This is a genomic window from Pseudoalteromonas sp. J2K-J599 (genome assembly GCF_059295115.2).
The window spans coordinates 140296-158962 of record NZ_CM200271.1 but is presented as its reverse complement, the minus strand read 5'-3'; the positions used below and the strand labels follow the sequence as shown (position 1 = coordinate 158962).

The following is an 18667-nucleotide window of genomic DNA, read 5'->3' as shown; positions in this document are numbered from 1 at the left end:
CCATATTGTTAGCTAAACTAAAAACATATCCAGTGATTAGACAAACAACCTAGGCATTTAACGCGTCCTAGTCTAACCTCTCAGTCACTAAGAGTTAAGGGGAAATACCTGTAATATGTCGATATTTCGTACTTTTTTAATCGTATTTAGCTGTTTTTTAGCCATCGCCTGTACCGATAAAAAACAACACGCTGTAGCAAGTTACGAACATGCTGCACAAGGTGCGTTTTCATCAACAGTTTCAAACGATGGTAAATACAGTTTGATCTCCTCTATCAACCATGGGGTCGCCCTGTGGGATAATCAACAGCAGGTGCTAAAATACCAATGGTTTCAGCAGCAGTCACAAGACAGCCTAGTGTACGCTGTTGCCATTGCTTTTGATAACAGCGTGGCTGTTACCGCCGAAAAAACCACGTTTGCTGTGTGGGATATAGCCACAGGCAAAAATAAAGGTTATTACAAAATACAAAAAGCCAGTATTCGCGATATTGCTATTAGCAATCAAGGCCGTAGTGTTTTATACGGTCGTAGCGACGGCGTTGTCGTATTTGTAAACCTAGAAACTGGGCGTCGTATTGAGTTTTTAGGTCATCAAGATAAAGTTAACACCGTTGACCTGTCACCTAACGGACGCTTTGCCTTAAGTGGTTCTAACGATTATGTTGCTTACTTTTGGGATACACGTACCGGACAAGTAATTCATCGTTTTAATCACCCAACGCGTGTTACCCAAGTAACGCTCGATCCACAAGGTCGCTATGCGTTTACGGCCGATAGTATGGCACAAGCAAATGTATGGAAGCTGACTACAGGTGATCTTGTGAGTAAACTGAAGTATATTGCGCGTCAGAAAATTTTTACTGCTGTGCGTTTTAACGAACAAGGCACTTTGCTTGCAACCGGCTCGCCAAATAAGCGTGTAGATTTGTGGCAAATACCAAGCGGTGAAAAAATTCAAACTTGGCAGGTTACCCCGCGCGAAGGCAGTAAGCCTAAATCGGCGGTGGTGCTAGATGTGACATTTACAGATAACGATAAGTCGTTGTTAACCGAAAGCTCCAGCGGTATCGCAGAGCGATTTATTATACGAGAGAATAATGAACACAATTGAACATCGCTTAATGGAACTTGAAGCCAAAGTGGCTTTTCAAGACGAAACGATTGAAGTCTTAAATGATGAAATAAAAGTGCACCAACAGCTGTTAGCAAAAATGAAACGCCAAACCGAGCTGCTAGCAGAAAAAATTAAAGAGTCTCAGTCATCATCGTCTATGATGTCTGAAGTACCTGAGCCACCTCCACCGCATTACTAAAACCGGTAAAAATTAGGCAATAAAAAACCGGGTTAGTCGCCCGGTTTAAATACACCAATTACTTGTTCAAATTGGCGAGTAGACGCCTGAACAGCGTTATCGGGTTGCGCCATTTTATGACCACACTCAACACACTCTACTTTTTCAACATCATGTTCTCTGTATAGCATCATGGTATCCATGGCTTTGCAGTCAGGGCACGATGCACCAGCAATAAATCGCTTCTTTTGTCTCACAACATTTTTCCTGTGGTTTGAACTGCCGTTATTTTATCGTATAACTTCACTTGTTGATACGCTTGATAAGAGCATTAAGTTCTATGTTATGATAGCGCCAACTTAACAAGGGCACAGCAAAGTAACGCATTCATGATCCAAATCTCAGAAATAGAACTACTTCGTGGCGGTAAAGCCTTATTAAAAAACGCATCAGCTACGTTATTTCCAGAACATAAAGTAGGCCTTGTTGGCGCTAATGGCTGTGGAAAATCAACGTTATTTGGTTTACTAAAATCAGAACTACAACTAGATGCCGGTAACTGCAGCATTCCAAAAGATTGGTCTATCGCCTCTGTTAAGCAAGAGACACCTGCCCTTGAAATAAGCGCGATTGATTATGTACTTCAAGGCCACCCAGAATACTACGCAATGCGTATAGCACTGCGTGAGGCCGAGAAAAACAACGATGGCGACACACAAGCTAAAGTACATATTCAGCTTGAAAACATTAAAGGCTATAGCATTGAATCAACCGCAGGTGAGCTATTACACGGCTTAGGCTTTGCCAATAACCTTATAGAAAATCCTGTAAGCTCGTTTTCGGGTGGTTGGCGTATGCGTTTAAACCTTGCCCAAGCATTAATACGCGACGCCGATTTACTATTACTCGATGAGCCAACAAACCACCTTGATTTAGATGCCGTTTATTGGCTTGAACGCTTTTTGCGTGCTTATACCGGCACCCTTGTACTTATATCGCATGACCGTGAGTTTTTAGATGCGGTGGTTGATCAAATTTGGCATGTAGATAAGCAACTTATTAACGTGTACAAAGGTAACTACTCGCAGTTTGAGCGCCAAAAAGCTGAGCGCTTACTACAACAACAAGCAATGTTTGATAAGCAACAAGATCAAATTGCTCACCTTGAGCAGTTTATAACGCGCTTTAAAGCAAAAGCCAGTAAAGCTAAACAAGCACAAAGCCGTGTGAAAGCGCTTGAACGCATGGAAAAACTAGCGCCGGCACATGCCGACTCGCCATTTAACTTTGAGTTTGCAGAGCCAAAAGCATTACCAAACCCACTAATGACAATAGATAAAGCCAAAGCGGGTTATGGTGACGTCACCATTTTAAATAATATAGAGCTAAACCTTGTACCAGGCAGCCGAATTGCTTTACTTGGTCGAAATGGCGCGGGTAAATCAACGTTAATTAAACTGCTTTCTGGTGATTTAGAGCCGCAAGCTGGTGAAGTTGTTCAGCATCACGGATTAAATATTGGTTACTTTGCGCAGCATCAACTTGAATCTCTTGATTTAAAAGCCAGTGCAATAATGCACTTACAACGCCTCGACCCAAAAGCCACTGAGCAATCACTACGTGATTTTTTAGGTGGTTTCGCCTTTATTGGCGATAAAGCACTTGAACCTGTAGCCCCTTTTTCGGGCGGCGAAAAAGCACGTTTAGTACTTGCCATGTTGGTATATCAAAAGCCAAACCTGCTGCTTCTCGATGAGCCTACAAACCACCTTGATTTAGAAATGCGCCATGCACTTGTTATGGCACTGCAAGGCTTTGAAGGCGCCATGGTTACCGTATCACACGACCGCCACATGCTTAAAAATACCGCCGATGAGTTTTACTTAGTAGATGACGGCAAAGTAACCCAGTTTGGTTACGACTTAGATGCGTATTACCAGTGGTTACTCAATGCCAATAAAGAAGCGGTTAAAGCGCAGCAAAGCGACGAGCCTAAAGCAAATCCGGGTGTTAACCGTAAAGAGCAAAAACGCTTAGAGGCTGAGTTTAGAAAGGCCACTCAGCCACTTAAAAAGCAAATTGAAAAGCTTGAAAAGCAACTCGATAAATTCACCGCAGAACTAGCTGAAGTTGAAGAAGCACTCGGCGATAACGAACTCTACAACGACGATAACAAAGCCAAGCTTAAAGAGTTATTAGCTAAGCAAGCAACCCTTACGCCTAAACTTAACGACGTTGAAGAAGAGTTACTTATGGCACTTGAAGAAATGGAAGAAAAAGAGCAGGCATTCGCCGATGAACTTGCTCAATAGCGACCATTTTTGGCAATTTGCGTGCACTTTGTACACAAAGCCTGATCAACAAACAACCTTGCTGGCACTACAAAACCAGCAAGGAAAAAACGTTAATTTATGCTTATTACTGCTTTATTTAGACTCATTAAATTTAAGTATTAATACCCAACAGCTAAACGAGTTAACGCAAGTAGTTAGTGACTTTGATACTCGCGCATTACAACCTCTGCGCGCCGCTCGTAGCTATTTAAAAGCTAACCAGAATGCGATAAGTGATTACGCCACAATACGTGCAGAGTTGCTAAGCGCTGAGCTGAAGCTTGAAAAACAGCAACAACATATGTTGATTGAAACAGTAAATGAGCTTGAATTAGTCAAACTTTCAGAGCCAAACAACATTGAGCTATATGTGAAAGCCACTTAGGGTATTAGTTTTTGTAGCCTCCTCCACTTTTTATACTCTTTTCTTTGTGCAAAAAAACTTCAAGTAATTACTCACAAAGAGGTTAAGAGGCGCTTCGCTTTTAGAGGAAAACAAACTAAATTATCCAGGTAAAAATATAAATATTGAGCAGTTGCTTGGCTCAAATAGTTTATTGCTCTCCCCTCATTTACTTCTCATTCTTTTCTCTTTGTGCAAAAAATCTTTAAGTACTTTATTCACAAAGAGGTTAAGAGGCGCTTCGCTTTTAGAGGAAAACAAACTAAATTATCCAGGTAAAAATATAAATATTGAGCAGTTATTTGGTTCAAGTAGTTTATTGCTCTCCCCGCATTTACTTCTCATTCTTTTCTCTTTGTGCAAAAGGTCTTTAAGTACTTTATTCACAAAAAGGTTAAAGCGTTTCGCTTTTAGATAAAGTGAAAAAAAATGAGCTACGATCAGCTCACTATTTTAAGAAAAAACTCTCTTAGCTCTCAGTGATAATAACTTACCAACCCTTAAAACATGATCTAAATCAACTTAGCGTCACTCCTACAGTTGCTTAGAAAAATAACTTGATCTCGATCACGTTGCGACCTGCAAACACAGCCTATGATTAACCCATCAACAACGAGGGGAGCAACTCATGAACGTATTCTTTAGAGACTTTTTTACAGATCCAGTTTTATTTATGTCTTTTGGATTTTTAACCATCGTTGTTTCTTTGTGTATCTTTTTTGCTTTTTTCTTTTTGAAAAAAATACATGACGCAGAAATTCCTGAACAAAATTAAGCACGACGCACTAAAGCGCCTTATTAGTTTACTAGTTAGGCGCTTTTTATTTTCTGAAGCGAAAAATTTGATACACTAGCTTTTCGTTTAATACAAAGTGCGTAGTACAAACATGATCTCTCAGTTCAAACCAGCATGGTGGATGACCAATCGTCACATTCAGACCATAATGCCGCGTTTTTTCCGCCCATTTCACAATACGTCCTACGAACTTGAGCAACTTGATACACCTGATGGTGACTTTATTGAGCTTGCATGGTCACTTCCACATAATGAAACCGCACCACTTGCTGTTGTTTTGCACGGACTCGAAGGCAATATAAATAGCTTTTATGCCAAAGGCATGATGAAGGCATTAAAAAAACAAGGTTATGCAGTTGTGCTTATGCACTTTAGAAATTGCTCAACCGAAGTAAATCGCCTACCACGTGCTTATCACAGCGGTGACACCGCCGATTTAGCTTTTTTTATAAATCATTTAAAGCAGCAATACCCAAATAGAGCGATGGTTGCCGTAGGCTTTTCGCTTGGTGGTAATGTGCTTGCTAAGTACTTAGGCGAAGAGAATACAAACTGCCCGCTCAATGCAGCTGCAGTGGTATCGGCGCCTTATGATTTGTCGTCATCGAGCGATGTTATTCGTAAAAGCTTAGGTAAAATTTACCAAAAATATCTGCTCGATCGGATGAAAAAATCAATGCAGCGAAAGCTGCCACAAATTAAGCAGCAAATTTCATTAACGCCAAAACAGTTAATGAAAATTGACGATTTATTAGAGTTTGATAATCAGTTAACAGCCCCTCTACACGGTTTTGAAAACGCACACGATTACTACCGTAAAGCCAGTGCTATGCCGTATTTGAAAGATATCGCTGTACCCACACTTATCATTCATTCCAAAGACGACCCTATGCTCTCAATTAAAGCCGTACCGAGTAGGCAAGACGTAAGTGAGCATGTTACGCTGCGCATCTCTGACAAGGGCGGGCATGTTGGTTTTATTAGCGGTAAAAATCCGTTTAAACCTATATTTTGGTTAGAAAAAGCCGTCCCTCATTATTTTAGCCAGCACGTATCAAATAAAGCGAGTAACAAGCAGTAATGATTATCCCTTTTGAACAACTCGATCAAGACACCCTTTATAACTTAATCGAAAGCTACGTATTACGCGAAGGTACCGATTATGGTGAAGTAGAGGCAAGCATCGAATCTAAAGTAAGCCAAGTAAAGCTGCAGCTTAAAAATGGCGAAGCGATGGTGTTTTTCTCAGAATTACACGAGTCTGTAACTATAATTTCAAAAGGTGAATTTAAAGCGCTGCAAAGTGAAGAGCATCAAGCACAGTCGTTTGATTAGGGCGTAGTACTTGTAACTTTTGAATTGAACGTACACAATGGCTTTTTACCCAAAGAGCCAAAACATGATAAAACTCAGCACTCTAGTGGTAGCCATATCACTAGCTTTAACTAGCCAAGCCCAAGCAGAACAAACAATAACAGCATCTGATAAGGCAATTAAACTCGCTAAAGATACCATTTTAATTGATACCCATATTGACGTACCTTATCGAATTCACGAAAGCTGGGTTGATGTAACCAAAGCAACTAGTGATGGCGATTTTGACTATCCTCGCGCTGTAAAAGGCGGTTTAAACGCACCGTTTATGTCGATTTATATTCCTGCGCATTTAGAGTTTGAGGGTAAAGGAAAAAGCTACCAGCTAGCCAATCAAATGATTGATAGTATGGAAGCCATAGTCCAGCGCGCACCCGATAAGTTTGCTATTGCGAGCTCAAGCTCTGATATTGAAGAGCAATTTAAACAAGGTAAGCTGTCTATAGCCATGGGTATGGAAAATGGCTCTCCAATCGAAGGTGATATGAAAAACCTTCAGCACTTTTACGACCGTGGCATTCGTTACATCACGCTAGCGCACTCGCAAAGCAACCATATTTCGGATTCGTCTTACGATATACGCCGTAAATGGAAAGGCTTAAGCCCATTTGGTAAAAAGCTTGTCACTGAAATGAATAATATAGGCATGCTAATTGACGTATCGCATATTTCTGATGATGCGTTTTATCAGGTTATGGAGCTCTCTAAAACGCCAGTAATTGCCTCTCATTCATCACTTCGTAAATACACGCCTGGCTTTGAGCGTAATATGAATGACGATATGCTATTAGCGCTGAAGGAAAATGGCGGTGTTATTCAAATCAATTTTGGCTCAAGCTTTGTTACCGCTAAAGCAGGTAGCTGGGGCAAGCAATTAAAAAGTACAAAAGAGTCAGCTAAAAAAGAAGGTACTAAGTTAAGTAAAGATTTTGATGCTGCGTACCGTGCTAAAAATCCGTATCCATTTGCAAGTCTTGAGCAAGTACTTGACCATATTGATCACGTAGTTGAGCTAATTGGTATTGATTATGTAGGTATTGGCTCTGATTATGATGGAGTTGGCGATTCATTGCCTATCGGCTTAAAAGATGTATCTAGCTACCCTAATCTTGTCCAAGGTTTAATGGATAGAGATTACAGCGACAAAGATATTAAAAAGATTTTAAGTGGCAATTTATTAAGAGTTTTAAAACAAGCGCAAGAGTATGCGAAGAAACACTAAAGCTTTTATCATATATTAGTAATTGGCTAAAAGACCAAGAGCTAACTCAATATAAGCGCGGCCTAGCCGTGCTTATATTTAAGAGCTCAGTTATTTTCAGCAACCTTTTTCCTCAGGCTTCGCAAAACTCAACCCAAGCTACGGCAATAAAGCTATATAGGAGCAAATCACTTTTCTTCAGGCATTAAAAAAGGCCACCTGGGTGACCTTTTTCTAACAATTAACTTAAAAGTTAATTATTACTCTTTGATCGTTGCTACAAAGCACCTACGCCTAAGGTAAGAGCACCACCTTCATATGACACTTTTCTTCAGGCATTAAAAAAGGCCACCTGAGTGACCTTTTTCTAATAATTAACTTAAAAGTTAATTATTACTCTACGATAGTTGCTACAACACCAGCACCTACAGTACGACCACCTTCACGGATAGCAAAACGAAGACCTTCATCCATCGCGATTGGTGCGATTAGAGTTACTGTCATCTTGATGTTATCACCAGGCATTACCATTTCTACGCCTTCTGGTAACTGTACGTCACCAGTTACGTCAGTTGTACGGAAGTAGAACTGTGGACGGTAACCTTTGAAGAATGGAGTATGACGACCACCTTCATCTTTAGAAAGTACGTATACTTCTGAAGTGAATGTAGTATGTGGGTTGATTGAACCAGGCTTAGCTAGTACTTGACCACGTTCAACGTCTTCACGCTTAGTACCACGTAGAAGTGCACCAATGTTCTCACCAGCACGACCTTCGTCAAGAAGCTTACGGAACATTTCAACACCAGTACAAGTAGACTTAGTAGTCTCTCTGATACCAACGATTTCAACTTCGTCATTTACGTTGATGATACCAGCTTCAACACGACCAGTTACAACAGTACCACGGCCTTGGATTGAGAAAACGTCTTCGATAGGCATGATGAATGGCTTATCGATGTCACGCTCTGGCTCTGGGATGTAAGAATCAAGTGCATTTGCAAGCTCAACAATCTTATCTTCCCACTCTTTCTCGCCTTCTAACGCTTTAAGCGCAGAACCAGCGATTAGAGGTAAGTCATCACCTGGGAAATCGTATTCAGAAAGAAGTTCACGAACTTCCATTTCTACTAGTTCAAGTAGCTCTTCGTCATCAACCATGTCACATTTGTTCATGAACACAACGATGTAAGGAACGCCAACTTGACGAGAAAGAAGGATGTGCTCACGTGTTTGTGGCATAGGGCCATCTGTCGCAGCAACTACTAAGATCGCGCCATCCATTTGAGCAGCACCAGTGATCATGTTTTTAACATAATCGGCGTGACCAGGACAATCTACGTGTGCGTAGTGACGTGTAGGAGTATCGTATTCAACGTGAGACGTTGAAATAGTGATACCACGTTCGCGCTCTTCTGGAGCGTTGTCGATTGATGCGAAATCTTTAGCAACACCGCCGTATACTTTTGCAAGTACGTTAGTGATTGCTGCAGTTAGTGTAGTTTTACCGTGGTCAACGTGGCCGATTGTACCAACGTTTACGTGCGGTTTTACGCGTTCAAACTTTTCTTTTGCCATGACGGAACCTATCAGTTTTGTGTATCTAAATTACATATGAAAATAATCCACCAAAGGTAGATTAAGTTAATCTTTTTCAAATAGTATTTTCTGACAGATAAAGGAAGTAATCAAGGAGATTCTTAGGACTGGTGCTGATAGGCAGAGTCGAACTGCCGACCTCACCCTTACCAAGGGTGCGCTCTACCAACTGAGCTATATCAGCAACACAAGAACTGGAGCGGGCAGCGGGAATCGAACCCGCATCATCAGCTTGGAAGGCTGAGGTAATAGCCATTATACGATGCCCGCATAAAAATCTGTTCTTAAACTACCTCTAACCGTCAAGAATAAAGTGGTGGAGGGAGCTGGATTCGAACCAGCGAAGGCTGAGCCGTCAGATTTACAGTCTGATCCCTTTGGCCGCTCGGGAACCCCTCCACGATAATTCTCTACTAATTCACTTCCGGTAAAAGGAAAGTGGTGCCGACTAACCGAGTCGAACGGTTGACCTACTGATTACAAGTCAGTTGCTCTACCAGCTGAGCTAAGTCGGCACTGCTTTAGTACGGGGCGAGATATTAGAGTAAGGTTTATTGGGATGCAACTATAAAATTAAAAAAAGTGTAAATTTTTAGTTTAAATGCTCAATATTCACGCGAAAACACGTTTTTTTCACTTTTTTATGTTGTTTTGCTTAGCTGGTGCCAGTAATTTAACCCCTTCATTACGAGTAATGAATCAAAAATACTTCCCTCAAATTGCTGTTGTAAAAGCAAGCCATAGCCACCAGCAAAAATGATTTGTACTTTTTGCTCTGTTTTTTTATCCGTTAAGTGCAACTTAGCTTGCTCAATTGCTCCAATGGTTGCCACTAAAGCACCATTTTTTAAACCATTAGGCGTATTTTTACCCAGTTCATTGGTAAATGGAGTTTTACCATCATCAAAAACACGTTGAGTATTTTGTGTAAGTGATGAGGTCATTAAATCAAGCCCAGGTAAAATCCAGCCACCTAAATGCAACCCTTCACTACTAAGCACATCAATTGTTGTCGCAGTACCCGCATCAACAACAATGCATGCTGTGTTTGGATATAACGTAAATCCAGCAATAAGCGCAAGCCACCTGTCTATGCCTAAGTTAGCTACATGCTCGTAAGCGCATACAAGATCTCCAAGCGTTTTGGTTACCTTGGCTTCAAAACAAATAATATTATTGCTAGCCGCTTGCGCGAGAATATCGTTTAGTAAATCACTGCGCCCTACACATGCATAAATCACTTCGGTTATTTGTAACCAAGGCAGGTTATTTATATCTGCCGGTTGTGCTTGCTCGTTATGCCACAACACAGCTTTTAATGATGTATTTCCTACGTCGATCAATAATCTCATAATTGCGCCTTTCTAAGGGAGACTTCCCCGCCGTAATAACTTTTTACTTCCCCGTCTTGGCGAATTCGTATTCCACCTTGTGCGTCAATACCTTCACATATTCCACGCCAACTTCGGTGTCCTGTATTTAGTTCAACATATTCACCAGCAAACGCATTGAGCGAATTCCATTGCTCATACATAGCTTGCAAACCCGTTTGACGATACTGCGCTAAACGCTGCTCTAAATGGTGAGTAAGAGAAGCCACAAGTTGGTTTTTATCGAGCTTTTGAGTATGTTGATTTAAGTCAGTCCACGCTTGGTCTATATGCTGACTAAAGCTCTCAGGCATTTGTAAATTAATACCGATACCAATCACTAACTGACAAGGTCCTTGCGGTTGTCCATCTAATTCAACCAATACACCTGCAAGTTTTTGCTTATTTATATAAATATCGTTAGGCCACTTAAGTTCTACGTCAACTTGGTATAACGCTTTAATAGCATCATAAACAGCTAGGCCTACCGCAATTGATACGCCCATTGCAGCTTGTAAGCCGTCATCTAAACGCCAAAAGTAACTGTAATACAAATTAGCGCCAAATGGGGATTGCCAAACACGGCCGCGTCTACCACGTCCTGCTTGCTGCATTTCAGCAACAATAACAGTGCCAGACTCAAGCGTTGTTTTGGCCTGTATACGGCGCATAAGCTCGCTGTTGGTCGAATCAATAATAGGGTGTACTTCTACATCGGCAGTATTTGCACCTAGCGCTTTGTAGTGCTGATCAATTTGCGTTTTATTTAAAAGGCCCACCTGACTATTCAAACAATAGCCTTTGCCAGTCACTTTAAAAATATCCAAGCCCATTTCTTGTAACGTTTTAATATGTTTACTTACCGCAGCTCGGCTAATACCTAGCTTTTCACCCAAGGCTTGACCAGATACAAACCCTCCTTGGTTGAGTGCATTTAAAATAGCGAGTTTGTTTCCATCAGGTGCTTTCATTACTTAGGCTCCGCGTTAATATGGCATTCGCTGCGTGCATCCATTAAACGTACTTCGTGCTCTAACATAATGTTGTAACGCGTATAAACAACTTGCTGAATGTGTTTAATCATTTTTATTAGGTCGCTGCCTTCACTATTTCCGTGATTAACAAGTACTAGAGCTTGTTGTTGATGCACTTCTATACCAGCCTCGCGGTGCCCTTTTAAACCACTTTGATCGATTAGCCAACCTGCTGCGACCTTGTGATGGCTTTGTCCATATTCGTAATGAGGTAAATCGGCAAATTGCTTTAATAGCCCAGCTAACTGCTGGTTGGTTATTATTGGGTTTTTAAAAAAGCTGCCCGCATTGGCAAGTGTATATGGGTTAGGTAATTTGCTATTACGCGTTTTTATAACCTGATCGAATACTGCTTGCGGGGTGATGCTTGAGAGCTGCTGCAAAGGGCCATAACTTAATGCTGGTTGCCATTTTTTTGGGAGCGCTAAGTGTACTTGCGTGATCACCGCTTTATTTTTAAGGGCATGTTTAAATATTGAGTCTCTATAAGCAAATTCACATTGCTCGTTATTTAATGAATACATAGTGTTAGTGGTTATATCAAAGTACTCTACCAACTCAACAAATTTAGCTATCTCAACACCATAAGCACCAATATTTTGTACCGGCGATGCGCCAACAGTGCCCGGTATAAGTGCTAAATTTTCAAGCCCTGGTATATTTTTCTCTAATAAATAGCTAACTAGTTGATGCCAGTTTTCGCCTGCGGCAATACTTATTAGTGTGTCGTTCTCGCGCTCGGTAATTTTAATACCTTTTAAAGCTATTTTTATAACCGTACCCATGTAGTCATTTAAAAATACGGTATTACTGCCCTCGCCCAGCAAACAAAACGGTGCACTAAAATTTTGCGTTTTAAGTTGCTCAAGCTGAGTAATTTCAACAAAATTTTGGCATTGGCTGTTTAATGCGAATGTATGTAAGGAGTGTAATGAATGCGCCACAAAGCTCTCTAAAAATACCGGTAACTAATCGCAATAGTTTACCTCATCGTCGCAAATGTGGCACTAGATTGTAAAAATCACTCAACCCGCCGTGTCAATCGTGATATAAAACCAGCACTTTTTTATTTGTGTTCAGAGTAATGATGAAAATTAAACCTCTTTTTTTAAGCCTCGCTATGGCGGGTATGTGTTCGCAAGCAATGGCTAATGCGATTGACCAAAACTCGTATGCTAACCTTGATGATGTTGTTACTACTCACTTAAACCTTGATTTAGATGTCGATTTTGCCGACAAGCAGTTAGAAGGTTTTGTAGAGCATACTCTTCAGTGGAACAACAGCAAAAGTAGAACTCTCGTACTTGATACCCGCGACTTAGACATTGATAAAGTAATGTACAAAGATCAAAGCGGTAACTGGAAAAAAGCGACTTTTGATTTAGCTAAGCGAGATGACGTTAAAGGTTCAAAGCTTACTATTGTGTTTAAAAACCAAGCTGAAGTAGTTCGTATTTACTACAACAGTCGCCCAGAAGCTTCAGGCCTGCAATGGTTAACACCAGAGCAAACGGCAAGTAAAACGCATCCATTTATGTACAGCCAATCGCAAGCAATTCATGCACGTAGTTGGATCCCAGTGCAAGATACACCCGCAATGCGTGTAACTTACTCTGCACGAATTCATACACCAAAAGATATACGTGCTGTAATGAGTGCCGACAACAAAGATGCGCTTTATAAAGATGGCGACTACATTTTTGATATGCCACAAGCAATTTCACCTTACCTAATTGCTATTGGCGCAGGTAACTTAGAATTTAAAGCAATGTCGCATCAAACAGGCATATTTGCTGAACCGACAATTTTAGATGCCTCAGTTGCTGAATTTGACGACACCCAAGCCATGATCGATAAAACAAACGCGATGTACGGCGAATATGCATGGGGTCGCTACGACTTATTAATGCTACCACCAAGTTTTCCGTTTGGTGGCATGGAAAACCCACGCTTATCATTTATTACTCCAACGGTTGTTGCCGGTGATAAAAGCTTAGTTAACCTTATTGCTCATGAGCTTGCTCATTCTTGGTCAGGTAACTTAGTAACTAACGCAACGTGGGAAGATTTATGGTTAAACGAAGGTTTTACCTCGTACGTTGAAAACCGCATTATGGAAGAAGTATTTGGCCGTGACCGTGCGGTTATGGAACAAGCACTTGATTCAGCGTCTTTACGCGCACAACTTAAAACAATTGATGCACCAGATACACGCCTTAATTTAAAACTTAACGGCCGCGACCCAGACGATGCATTCAGTTCAGTGCCTTACACTAAAGGTCAATTATTTTTAATTTACCTAGAAAACAAATATGGTCGCGATAAGTTTGACCCGTTTGTAAAAGCGTACTTTAAAGAGTTTTCGTTTAAATCACTTACTACCGCGCAATTTGTTACTTACTTAAAAGCTAACTTAATTGAAAAGTATCCTGGTGTTGTAAGCATGGATAAAGTAAACGAATGGATTTTTGAACCTGGATTACCAAATGATGCGCCAAACCCTACTTCTGATGCATTTGATAAAGTAGATACTGCAACAGCAGCATGGCTAAAAGGCGACACAACTGCAGCTCAACTGCCAACAGCTGATTGGTCTGTGCATGAGTGGCTACACTTTTTAAATAACTTACCACGTGATTTAAGCCAAGAGCACATGGTAGAGCTTGACTCAGAATTTAACCTAACACAGTCAACTAATGCTGAACGTGCATTTGCTTGGTTTATGCTAGCAGTAGGAAATGGTTATCAACCAATTTACCCTGCACTTGATAAGCACTTATCAGGTATTGGCCGTCGTAAATTAATTGTCCCATTATATAAATCCCTTATCACTAACGGTAAAAAAGAGTGGGCACAAAGCGTGTACTTAAAAGCACGCCCTGGGTATCACCCTCTTGCACAAGGTACTATTGACGCATTATTTGAATAAATAGCGTTAACTAGAAACTAAAAAGGGCCAAATTTGGCCCTTTTGTTTTGCTATTTTTCTACTTTGTCACTTTTTCTAAAAAAGCTTTACGCTCTGCAGTTGTGGCTTGTTGCCACCAAAAATCAAGCATTTGCGGCGCACTTGGCATGCCTTTACCTGTAATTGGTGCTATCGGCTTTATTGGCTGACTAGGACGAGAAGGTCCTGCAGGCATTGTATTTTGCATTACCGGTTTATTGCTTGCTAGCTGCGTGTTAGAAATAACACTTAAAGGCTTAGCAACAGCGCTACTTTTTGCTTTTAAACTAACTTGTGGTGCTTCTGCAAATACTTTTGCAGATACTGCATTTTCAGCACGATTAAACACTAAGGTATAATCTTTACCTGCTTCAACAGTTACACTTACCCAAAATGGTTCCGACTCCACAACTTCATGCGTGTCATAATCATCTTCATATAAATCGGTATATTTTAGCCTAAGCTGGTAAGTTCCTGGCGCAAGCTCTACATCATCAATACGGCTAAACAAAGAGCTTTCTAGCATTTTATCGCCCACTTGTAGTGGTACAATTTCTTCTGGAAAGTGAATGTTTTCAGCATTAGCCGAAAAACTAAGTAGTAATGCAACTGCACTACTTATTAAAATTGGTTTAAGCATATTAACTCCTTTATTTGATTTCAGTTTGACACTGCTTTGAAAGTTTGTCATTAGTGAGCTTAAAATTCATAACACTTAATTAGGAACACACTATGAGCCAAGAGACTATTTTTACCAAAATAATTAATCGTGAAATTCCGGCCGACATTGTCTACGAAGATGAAGACACCCTCGCATTTAAAGATATAAACCCACAAGCACCATTTCACGTGTTAATTATTCCAAAAAAAGCAATTGCTACTATAAATGATATAAACCCTGAAAACTCACATTTAGTAGGCAATTTATACGTTGTTGCGGCAAAATTAGCTAAGCAACACAATTTTGCTGAGGACGGATACCGCGTAGTCATGAACTGTAACGAACATGGTGGACAAACCGTTTATCACATACATTTACATATGCTTGGCGGTAAAGAAATGGGATGGCCACCTTACCAAAATGTAAAAAAAGTAAATTAATTAAAGATTTTTATCTAACTATTCTGCTCAACCAACTAGTTACAAATGTTATGATTTTTCATGGTTATAAAGAATAAATAGTTACTTATTTGCAACATTTTATGTTTAAATAATCGTAAAATCGTATTTGTTATTGAGTGCTTCAGCGACTTTCTAATACAAAAGGTGCGGAAGTCGTGATAAACTTAAACAGTCAGCTTTATAAAAGAGTATAAAAACATGAGCAGTTCAGCCTTTTTGTTATTAGATCAAGAGCCAATTAACACTATTGGTATTAACGTTTTAGAACCTTTGTTAAAAACGCAAGGCCTTGACGTAACCACGGGTACTAATATTTTAGACATACCTGAAGGGACTCGACTTTTGTTTATCGAAACATCTAGCAAGGATGCATGGGGAAAACTAAAAGAACAACTAGTAAACCTACGTATTAAATGCGATATCATATTGTTTAATCTAGACGAAAACCCTGAGCTTGCTAATCGTGCATTGTTGAGCGGTATTCGTGGCGTATTTTACACAACAGATAACGCCGATGTATTAATGAAAGGTATTCGCTTACTACTTGAAGATCAGCTTTGGTATCGTCGCGATATTATGTGTAATGCATTAAATCGTATGTTGCAATTTAATAAAGATGCGCTGCATAAACTAACCGAAGGCGATATTGAGCCTGTTAAACTTACTAAACGAGAAAAAGCAATAATCTCACTAATGAGTAAAGGTTCGAAGAATAAAGAAATCGCAGAAGATTTAAGTATTAGTCCACACACAGTTAAAACACATTTATATAGCGCATTTAGAAAAACTAAATGTCGTAACCGTATTGAGCTCCTATCTTGGGCACAACAAAATATCCCTGATGAAATTCGTTAATCATATATTTAGTTTAGAACTAGAAACAGACACTTAGGTGTCTGTTTTTGTATGTGTTACACACTTATTTAATACCAATTTGCTTGCCTAAGTGATCTGTTTTGATAATTGGTATAAGTGTATACTTTTAATAATCTTAGTTTAAAACTACTTTGCTGGAATATTAATGCTCGACTCTTTCACTCTTTATTTTGCCAGCATCGCCATCATGGTTGTAATGACCTTACTTAACTTTTTAACATGGCGAACAAACAAACAAATATCGGGCACGCTGCTATACATTTTCTATCCCATATTGCTATTAGGCTCTGTTATTGGTTTTACTCTTGTTGGTGATACACATAATTTAGTGATTATTAGCGCTGCCAGTAGCATGATGTTTGCCGCGTCAATAGTGCATTGTTTATCGCTCAGTCAGTTTTTAAATTATCACGGTATTGGTTTTAAATTACTTTGCTCAGTAACTGCTTTTTGCACTGTAATGCTTGGCTATTACACCTTTTTTGACCCATCTTTACACGAAAGAGTGATTGCATCCGATATACAGCACATAGCAGAAGCCGGTTTTTTACTCTTTATATTTATTAAGTACGCGCGCAAACCCTACCCTAATGGCAGCATTGTATACATAACCATTTTAACGCTTGTTGCTTTGAGCTTTATTGGCCGCTCGTTATTTATGAATAACATTGAACAAAAAAATCTTTTAGTAAACGGCTGGTTTAGCTCTTTATTATTTTTAAATGGGGTAATTGCACCCATGTTTTATGCTGCAGGTATGGCCTTATTATGTAATGAGCGCAGAGAGCAGCACCTCAATAAACTCGCCGATAAAGCACAAAAAGACTTAGAAATACGCGGGCTCTTTTTATCAACAATAAGCCACGAAATTCGCACCCCACTAAACGGTATTTTAGGCAGCGCCCAACTTGTTATGAACCAAACAAGTGATACCCGCAATAAAGCCTATTGCGAGGCAATTATAAATTCTTCCGAATCACTTAACTTGTTGGTAGATAAGGTCCTTGATTACGCGAGCCTAGATCAAAGTGACGAAGCGCTTTACGAAGAAGATGTAGAATTTAAAACATGGCTTAATAATTTATGTTTATTACTAAGCCCAATGGCCGAGCAAAAGCAGCTAAAATTTGAGCTTATCTATAATATTCCTGAGCAAGCCTGTTATTACTGCGACCAACAAAAACTTAGACAAATAATTATTAATTTAGTCGGTAACGCTATTAAATTTACAGATCACGGAACCGTTAAAATTCAGGTTGATTTAGTATTAGAAAAACAACTTGAGCACACGATAAAAATTAGTGTCAAAGATTCAGGACCAGGTATAGAAAATGATGAGATAGCCTACTTAACAGAACCTTATGTACAAAGTAGTGCAGGAAAAGAGAAAGGCGGAACCGGCCTTGGTTTAGCTATTACTAGCCGCCTGCTTGAAAAGCTCAGTAGCCGACTCGAAATAGCCAGCCAGCTTGGTACTGGTAGTGTATTTAGCTTTACCGTTACTTTTACTTTAGGTGAATTAAGCCTTGTAGAGCAGCGCCATCAAACTAAAGATTACTTAACAGGTCTTGATGTATTACTGGTTGAAGATTTAGATTTAAATCAAAAAATTGCTATAGAATTTATGGCCGACGATGAACACAAAATTAAGCTCGCAAAAGATGGGAAAAGTGCCATAGAGCTTATGCAAGCTCACCACTTCGATGTTGTTTTGCTTGATATGAACCTACCTGATTTAACAGGCCAAGAAGTACTTAAACGACTAAAACGCATTGATCATAAAAATCAACGAACGCCAGTACTCGCATTTACTGCAAGCCTTAGCCCTGACGAAGTAAAAGAGTATTTAGAATTAGGAATAAAAGACATTGTAGGCAAGCCTATTAAGCATGAAAAGCTTCGCCAAGCACTTAGTGACTCTCAATCTAATCAAACTGCGAGCATTGCAGTAGAGCTTATTGATACCTTGTATGACAAAACAGCGGCCGAAACACTCACCAGCTCATTTAGTGAAGATGAAGTGTCTTCAATTTATAATGAGTTTGTGCTTTCGGCGCGTAACAAGCTAATTCGCTGTCAAAAGCTTATTGACCAACAACCAGAGCAATGCATTAAACTTTTACATCGCCAAGCAAGTACCGCTCTGCAATTAGGGTTTAACCGCTACGGCATTGAGCTTAAAAAAATAGAGCGCCGTTTACTCGATAAAAAGCCACATAACGACATGCTTGATGAAGCGTTAGATCTGTGGCAACGCAGCTTAGAGCAATATTTAAAGTTTGTGCGTGGGCAGTTAGAGTAATAGTGAATTAGCTTT

General features: G+C 39.9%; 17 protein-coding genes and 4 tRNA genes. 11 read left to right on the top strand and 10 right to left on the bottom strand.

Annotation, left to right across the window (positions count from 1 at the left end; translation table 11 throughout):
- Positions 1 to 115: 115 nt before the first annotated feature.
- Both AC5NT5_RS00750 and AC5NT5_RS00745 read left to right on the top strand, forming a co-directional pair.
- Positions 116 to 1114, top strand: a complete 999-nt coding sequence (locus tag AC5NT5_RS00750) for a WD40 repeat domain-containing protein (RefSeq protein ID WP_494514150.1) — start codon at positions 116 to 118, stop codon at positions 1112 to 1114.
- Entirely contained in the window at positions 1101 to 1316 is a 216-nt protein-coding gene (locus AC5NT5_RS00745; protein ID WP_004335946.1) for a SlyX family protein, read from the top strand. Before AC5NT5_RS00750 ends, AC5NT5_RS00745 begins: the two co-directional genes overlap by 14 nt.
- 32 nt (positions 1317 to 1348) lie before the next feature.
- Here the strand turns inward: AC5NT5_RS00745 and AC5NT5_RS00740 are convergent, their stop codons facing one another.
- Entirely contained in the window at positions 1349 to 1552 is a 204-nt protein-coding gene (locus AC5NT5_RS00740; protein ID WP_007378899.1) for a YheV family putative zinc ribbon protein, read from the bottom strand.
- 132 nt (positions 1553 to 1684) lie between these two features.
- Here AC5NT5_RS00740 and AC5NT5_RS00735 point away from each other — a divergent pair, with 132 nt between their 5' ends.
- From AC5NT5_RS00735 to AC5NT5_RS00715, 5 genes are all read left to right on the top strand, one after another.
- A complete protein-coding gene (locus AC5NT5_RS00735) occupies positions 1685 to 3607 on the top strand; it encodes an ATP-binding cassette domain-containing protein (RefSeq protein ID WP_494514151.1) in 1923 nt (640 codons plus the stop codon).
- Complete coding sequence (locus AC5NT5_RS00730) at positions 3591 to 4013, top strand: TIGR02444 family protein (RefSeq protein ID WP_494514152.1); 423 nt, start codon at positions 3591 to 3593, stop codon at positions 4011 to 4013. Before AC5NT5_RS00735 ends, AC5NT5_RS00730 begins: the two co-directional genes overlap by 17 nt.
- Positions 4014 to 4918: 905 nt before the next feature.
- Positions 4919 to 5908: a hydrolase gene (locus AC5NT5_RS00725; RefSeq protein ID WP_494514153.1), complete on the top strand. Its 990-nt coding sequence runs from the start codon at positions 4919 to 4921 to the stop codon at positions 5906 to 5908.
- Complete coding sequence (locus AC5NT5_RS00720) at positions 5908 to 6162, top strand: YheU family protein (protein WP_004335925.1); 255 nt, start codon at positions 5908 to 5910, stop codon at positions 6160 to 6162. Before AC5NT5_RS00725 ends, AC5NT5_RS00720 begins: the two co-directional genes overlap by 1 nt.
- 64 nt (positions 6163 to 6226) lie before the next feature.
- Positions 6227 to 7423 carry a dipeptidase gene (locus tag AC5NT5_RS00715; protein WP_024606595.1) on the top strand — a complete coding sequence of 399 codons (1197 nt, stop codon included), beginning with the start codon at positions 6227 to 6229 and terminating at the stop codon, positions 7421 to 7423.
- A 372-nt stretch (positions 7424 to 7795) separates the two neighbouring features.
- Here the strand turns inward: AC5NT5_RS00715 and tuf are convergent, their stop codons facing one another.
- The 8 genes from tuf to murB form a co-directional block, all read right to left on the bottom strand.
- Positions 7796 to 8980, bottom strand: coding sequence for an elongation factor Tu (tuf, locus tag AC5NT5_RS00710; RefSeq protein ID WP_039488657.1), 1185 nt, complete (start codon positions 8978 to 8980; stop codon positions 7796 to 7798).
- Positions 8981 to 9109: 129 nt separating this feature from the next.
- Positions 9110 to 9185: transfer RNA gene (locus AC5NT5_RS00705), tRNA-Thr, on the bottom strand.
- Positions 9186 to 9196: 11 nt separating this feature from the next.
- Positions 9197 to 9271, bottom strand: a tRNA-Gly gene (locus AC5NT5_RS00700).
- A gap of 44 nt (positions 9272 to 9315) precedes the next feature.
- A tRNA-Tyr gene (locus AC5NT5_RS00695) sits at positions 9316 to 9400 on the bottom strand.
- 40 nt (positions 9401 to 9440) lie between these two features.
- Positions 9441 to 9516 (bottom strand) — tRNA-Thr (locus AC5NT5_RS00690).
- Positions 9517 to 9642: 126 nt separating this feature from the next.
- Positions 9643 to 10353, bottom strand: coding sequence for a type III pantothenate kinase (locus AC5NT5_RS00685; protein WP_182716469.1), 711 nt, complete (start codon positions 10351 to 10353; stop codon positions 9643 to 9645).
- Positions 10350 to 11342: a bifunctional biotin--[acetyl-CoA-carboxylase] ligase/biotin operon repressor BirA gene (gene birA / locus AC5NT5_RS00680; protein ID WP_182734825.1), complete on the bottom strand. Its 993-nt coding sequence runs from the start codon at positions 11340 to 11342 to the stop codon at positions 10350 to 10352. Before birA ends, AC5NT5_RS00685 begins: the two co-directional genes overlap by 4 nt.
- The gene (gene murB, locus AC5NT5_RS00675; protein WP_182675542.1) at positions 11342 to 12349 is read right to left on the bottom strand and encodes a UDP-N-acetylmuramate dehydrogenase; all 1008 of its coding nucleotides are present in this window, start codon (positions 12347 to 12349) and stop codon (positions 11342 to 11344) included. Before murB ends, birA begins: the two co-directional genes overlap by 1 nt.
- Positions 12350 to 12492: 143 nt before the next feature.
- Here murB and AC5NT5_RS00670 point away from each other — a divergent pair, with 143 nt between their 5' ends.
- Positions 12493 to 14334, top strand: coding sequence for a M1 family metallopeptidase (locus AC5NT5_RS00670; RefSeq protein WP_182675545.1), 1842 nt, complete (start codon positions 12493 to 12495; stop codon positions 14332 to 14334).
- Positions 14335 to 14392: 58 nt separating this feature from the next.
- On the opposite strand, the gene AC5NT5_RS00665 is transcribed toward AC5NT5_RS00670, so the two are convergent.
- The gene (locus AC5NT5_RS00665; RefSeq protein WP_004334921.1) at positions 14393 to 14992 is read right to left on the bottom strand and encodes a DUF2057 domain-containing protein; all 600 of its coding nucleotides are present in this window, start codon (positions 14990 to 14992) and stop codon (positions 14393 to 14395) included.
- Between the two features lie 92 nt (positions 14993 to 15084).
- Here AC5NT5_RS00665 and AC5NT5_RS00660 point away from each other — a divergent pair, with 92 nt between their 5' ends.
- The 3 genes from AC5NT5_RS00660 (at position 15085) to AC5NT5_RS00650 (ending at position 18652) form a co-directional block, all read left to right on the top strand.
- Positions 15085 to 15453, top strand: coding sequence for a histidine triad nucleotide-binding protein (locus AC5NT5_RS00660; protein ID WP_004334923.1), 369 nt, complete (start codon positions 15085 to 15087; stop codon positions 15451 to 15453).
- Between the two features lie 219 nt (positions 15454 to 15672).
- Positions 15673 to 16329: a helix-turn-helix transcriptional regulator gene (locus AC5NT5_RS00655; RefSeq protein ID WP_004334929.1), complete on the top strand. Its 657-nt coding sequence runs from the start codon at positions 15673 to 15675 to the stop codon at positions 16327 to 16329.
- 166 nt (positions 16330 to 16495) lie between these two features.
- On the top strand, positions 16496 to 18652 hold the full coding sequence (locus tag AC5NT5_RS00650; RefSeq protein ID WP_494514154.1) for a response regulator: 2157 nt from the start codon (positions 16496 to 16498) through the stop codon (positions 18650 to 18652).
- Positions 18653 to 18667: the final 15 nt, after the last annotated feature.

What these genes read in the sequence shown, in the direction of transcription:
- birA (WP_182734825.1), bottom strand. Translation starts at nt 11,342, where the DNA reads ATGAAAGCACCTGATGGAAACAAACTCGCTATTTTAAATGCACTCAAC.
- AC5NT5_RS00745 (WP_004335946.1), top strand. Translation starts at nt 1,101, where the DNA reads ATGAACACAATTGAACATCGCTTAATGGAACTTGAAGCCAAAGTGGCT.
- AC5NT5_RS00650 (WP_494514154.1), top strand. Translation starts at nt 16,496, where the DNA reads ATGCTCGACTCTTTCACTCTTTATTTTGCCAGCATCGCCATCATGGTT.
- AC5NT5_RS00665 (WP_004334921.1), bottom strand. Translation starts at nt 14,992, where the DNA reads ATGCTTAAACCAATTTTAATAAGTAGTGCAGTTGCATTACTACTTAGT.
- AC5NT5_RS00735 (WP_494514151.1), top strand. Translation starts at nt 1,685, where the DNA reads ATGATCCAAATCTCAGAAATAGAACTACTTCGTGGCGGTAAAGCCTTA.
- tuf (WP_039488657.1), bottom strand. Translation starts at nt 8,980, where the DNA reads ATGGCAAAAGAAAAGTTTGAACGCGTAAAACCGCACGTAAACGTTGGT.
- AC5NT5_RS00655 (WP_004334929.1), top strand. Translation starts at nt 15,673, where the DNA reads ATGAGCAGTTCAGCCTTTTTGTTATTAGATCAAGAGCCAATTAACACT.
- AC5NT5_RS00750 (WP_494514150.1), top strand. Translation starts at nt 116, where the DNA reads ATGTCGATATTTCGTACTTTTTTAATCGTATTTAGCTGTTTTTTAGCC.
- AC5NT5_RS00730 (WP_494514152.1), top strand. Translation starts at nt 3,591, where the DNA reads ATGAACTTGCTCAATAGCGACCATTTTTGGCAATTTGCGTGCACTTTG.
- AC5NT5_RS00685 (WP_182716469.1), bottom strand. Translation starts at nt 10,353, where the DNA reads ATGAGATTATTGATCGACGTAGGAAATACATCATTAAAAGCTGTGTTG.
- AC5NT5_RS00720 (WP_004335925.1), top strand. Translation starts at nt 5,908, where the DNA reads ATGATTATCCCTTTTGAACAACTCGATCAAGACACCCTTTATAACTTA.
- AC5NT5_RS00725 (WP_494514153.1), top strand. Translation starts at nt 4,919, where the DNA reads ATGATCTCTCAGTTCAAACCAGCATGGTGGATGACCAATCGTCACATT.
- AC5NT5_RS00660 (WP_004334923.1), top strand. Translation starts at nt 15,085, where the DNA reads ATGAGCCAAGAGACTATTTTTACCAAAATAATTAATCGTGAAATTCCG.
- AC5NT5_RS00715 (WP_024606595.1), top strand. Translation starts at nt 6,227, where the DNA reads ATGATAAAACTCAGCACTCTAGTGGTAGCCATATCACTAGCTTTAACT.
- AC5NT5_RS00670 (WP_182675545.1), top strand. Translation starts at nt 12,493, where the DNA reads ATGAAAATTAAACCTCTTTTTTTAAGCCTCGCTATGGCGGGTATGTGT.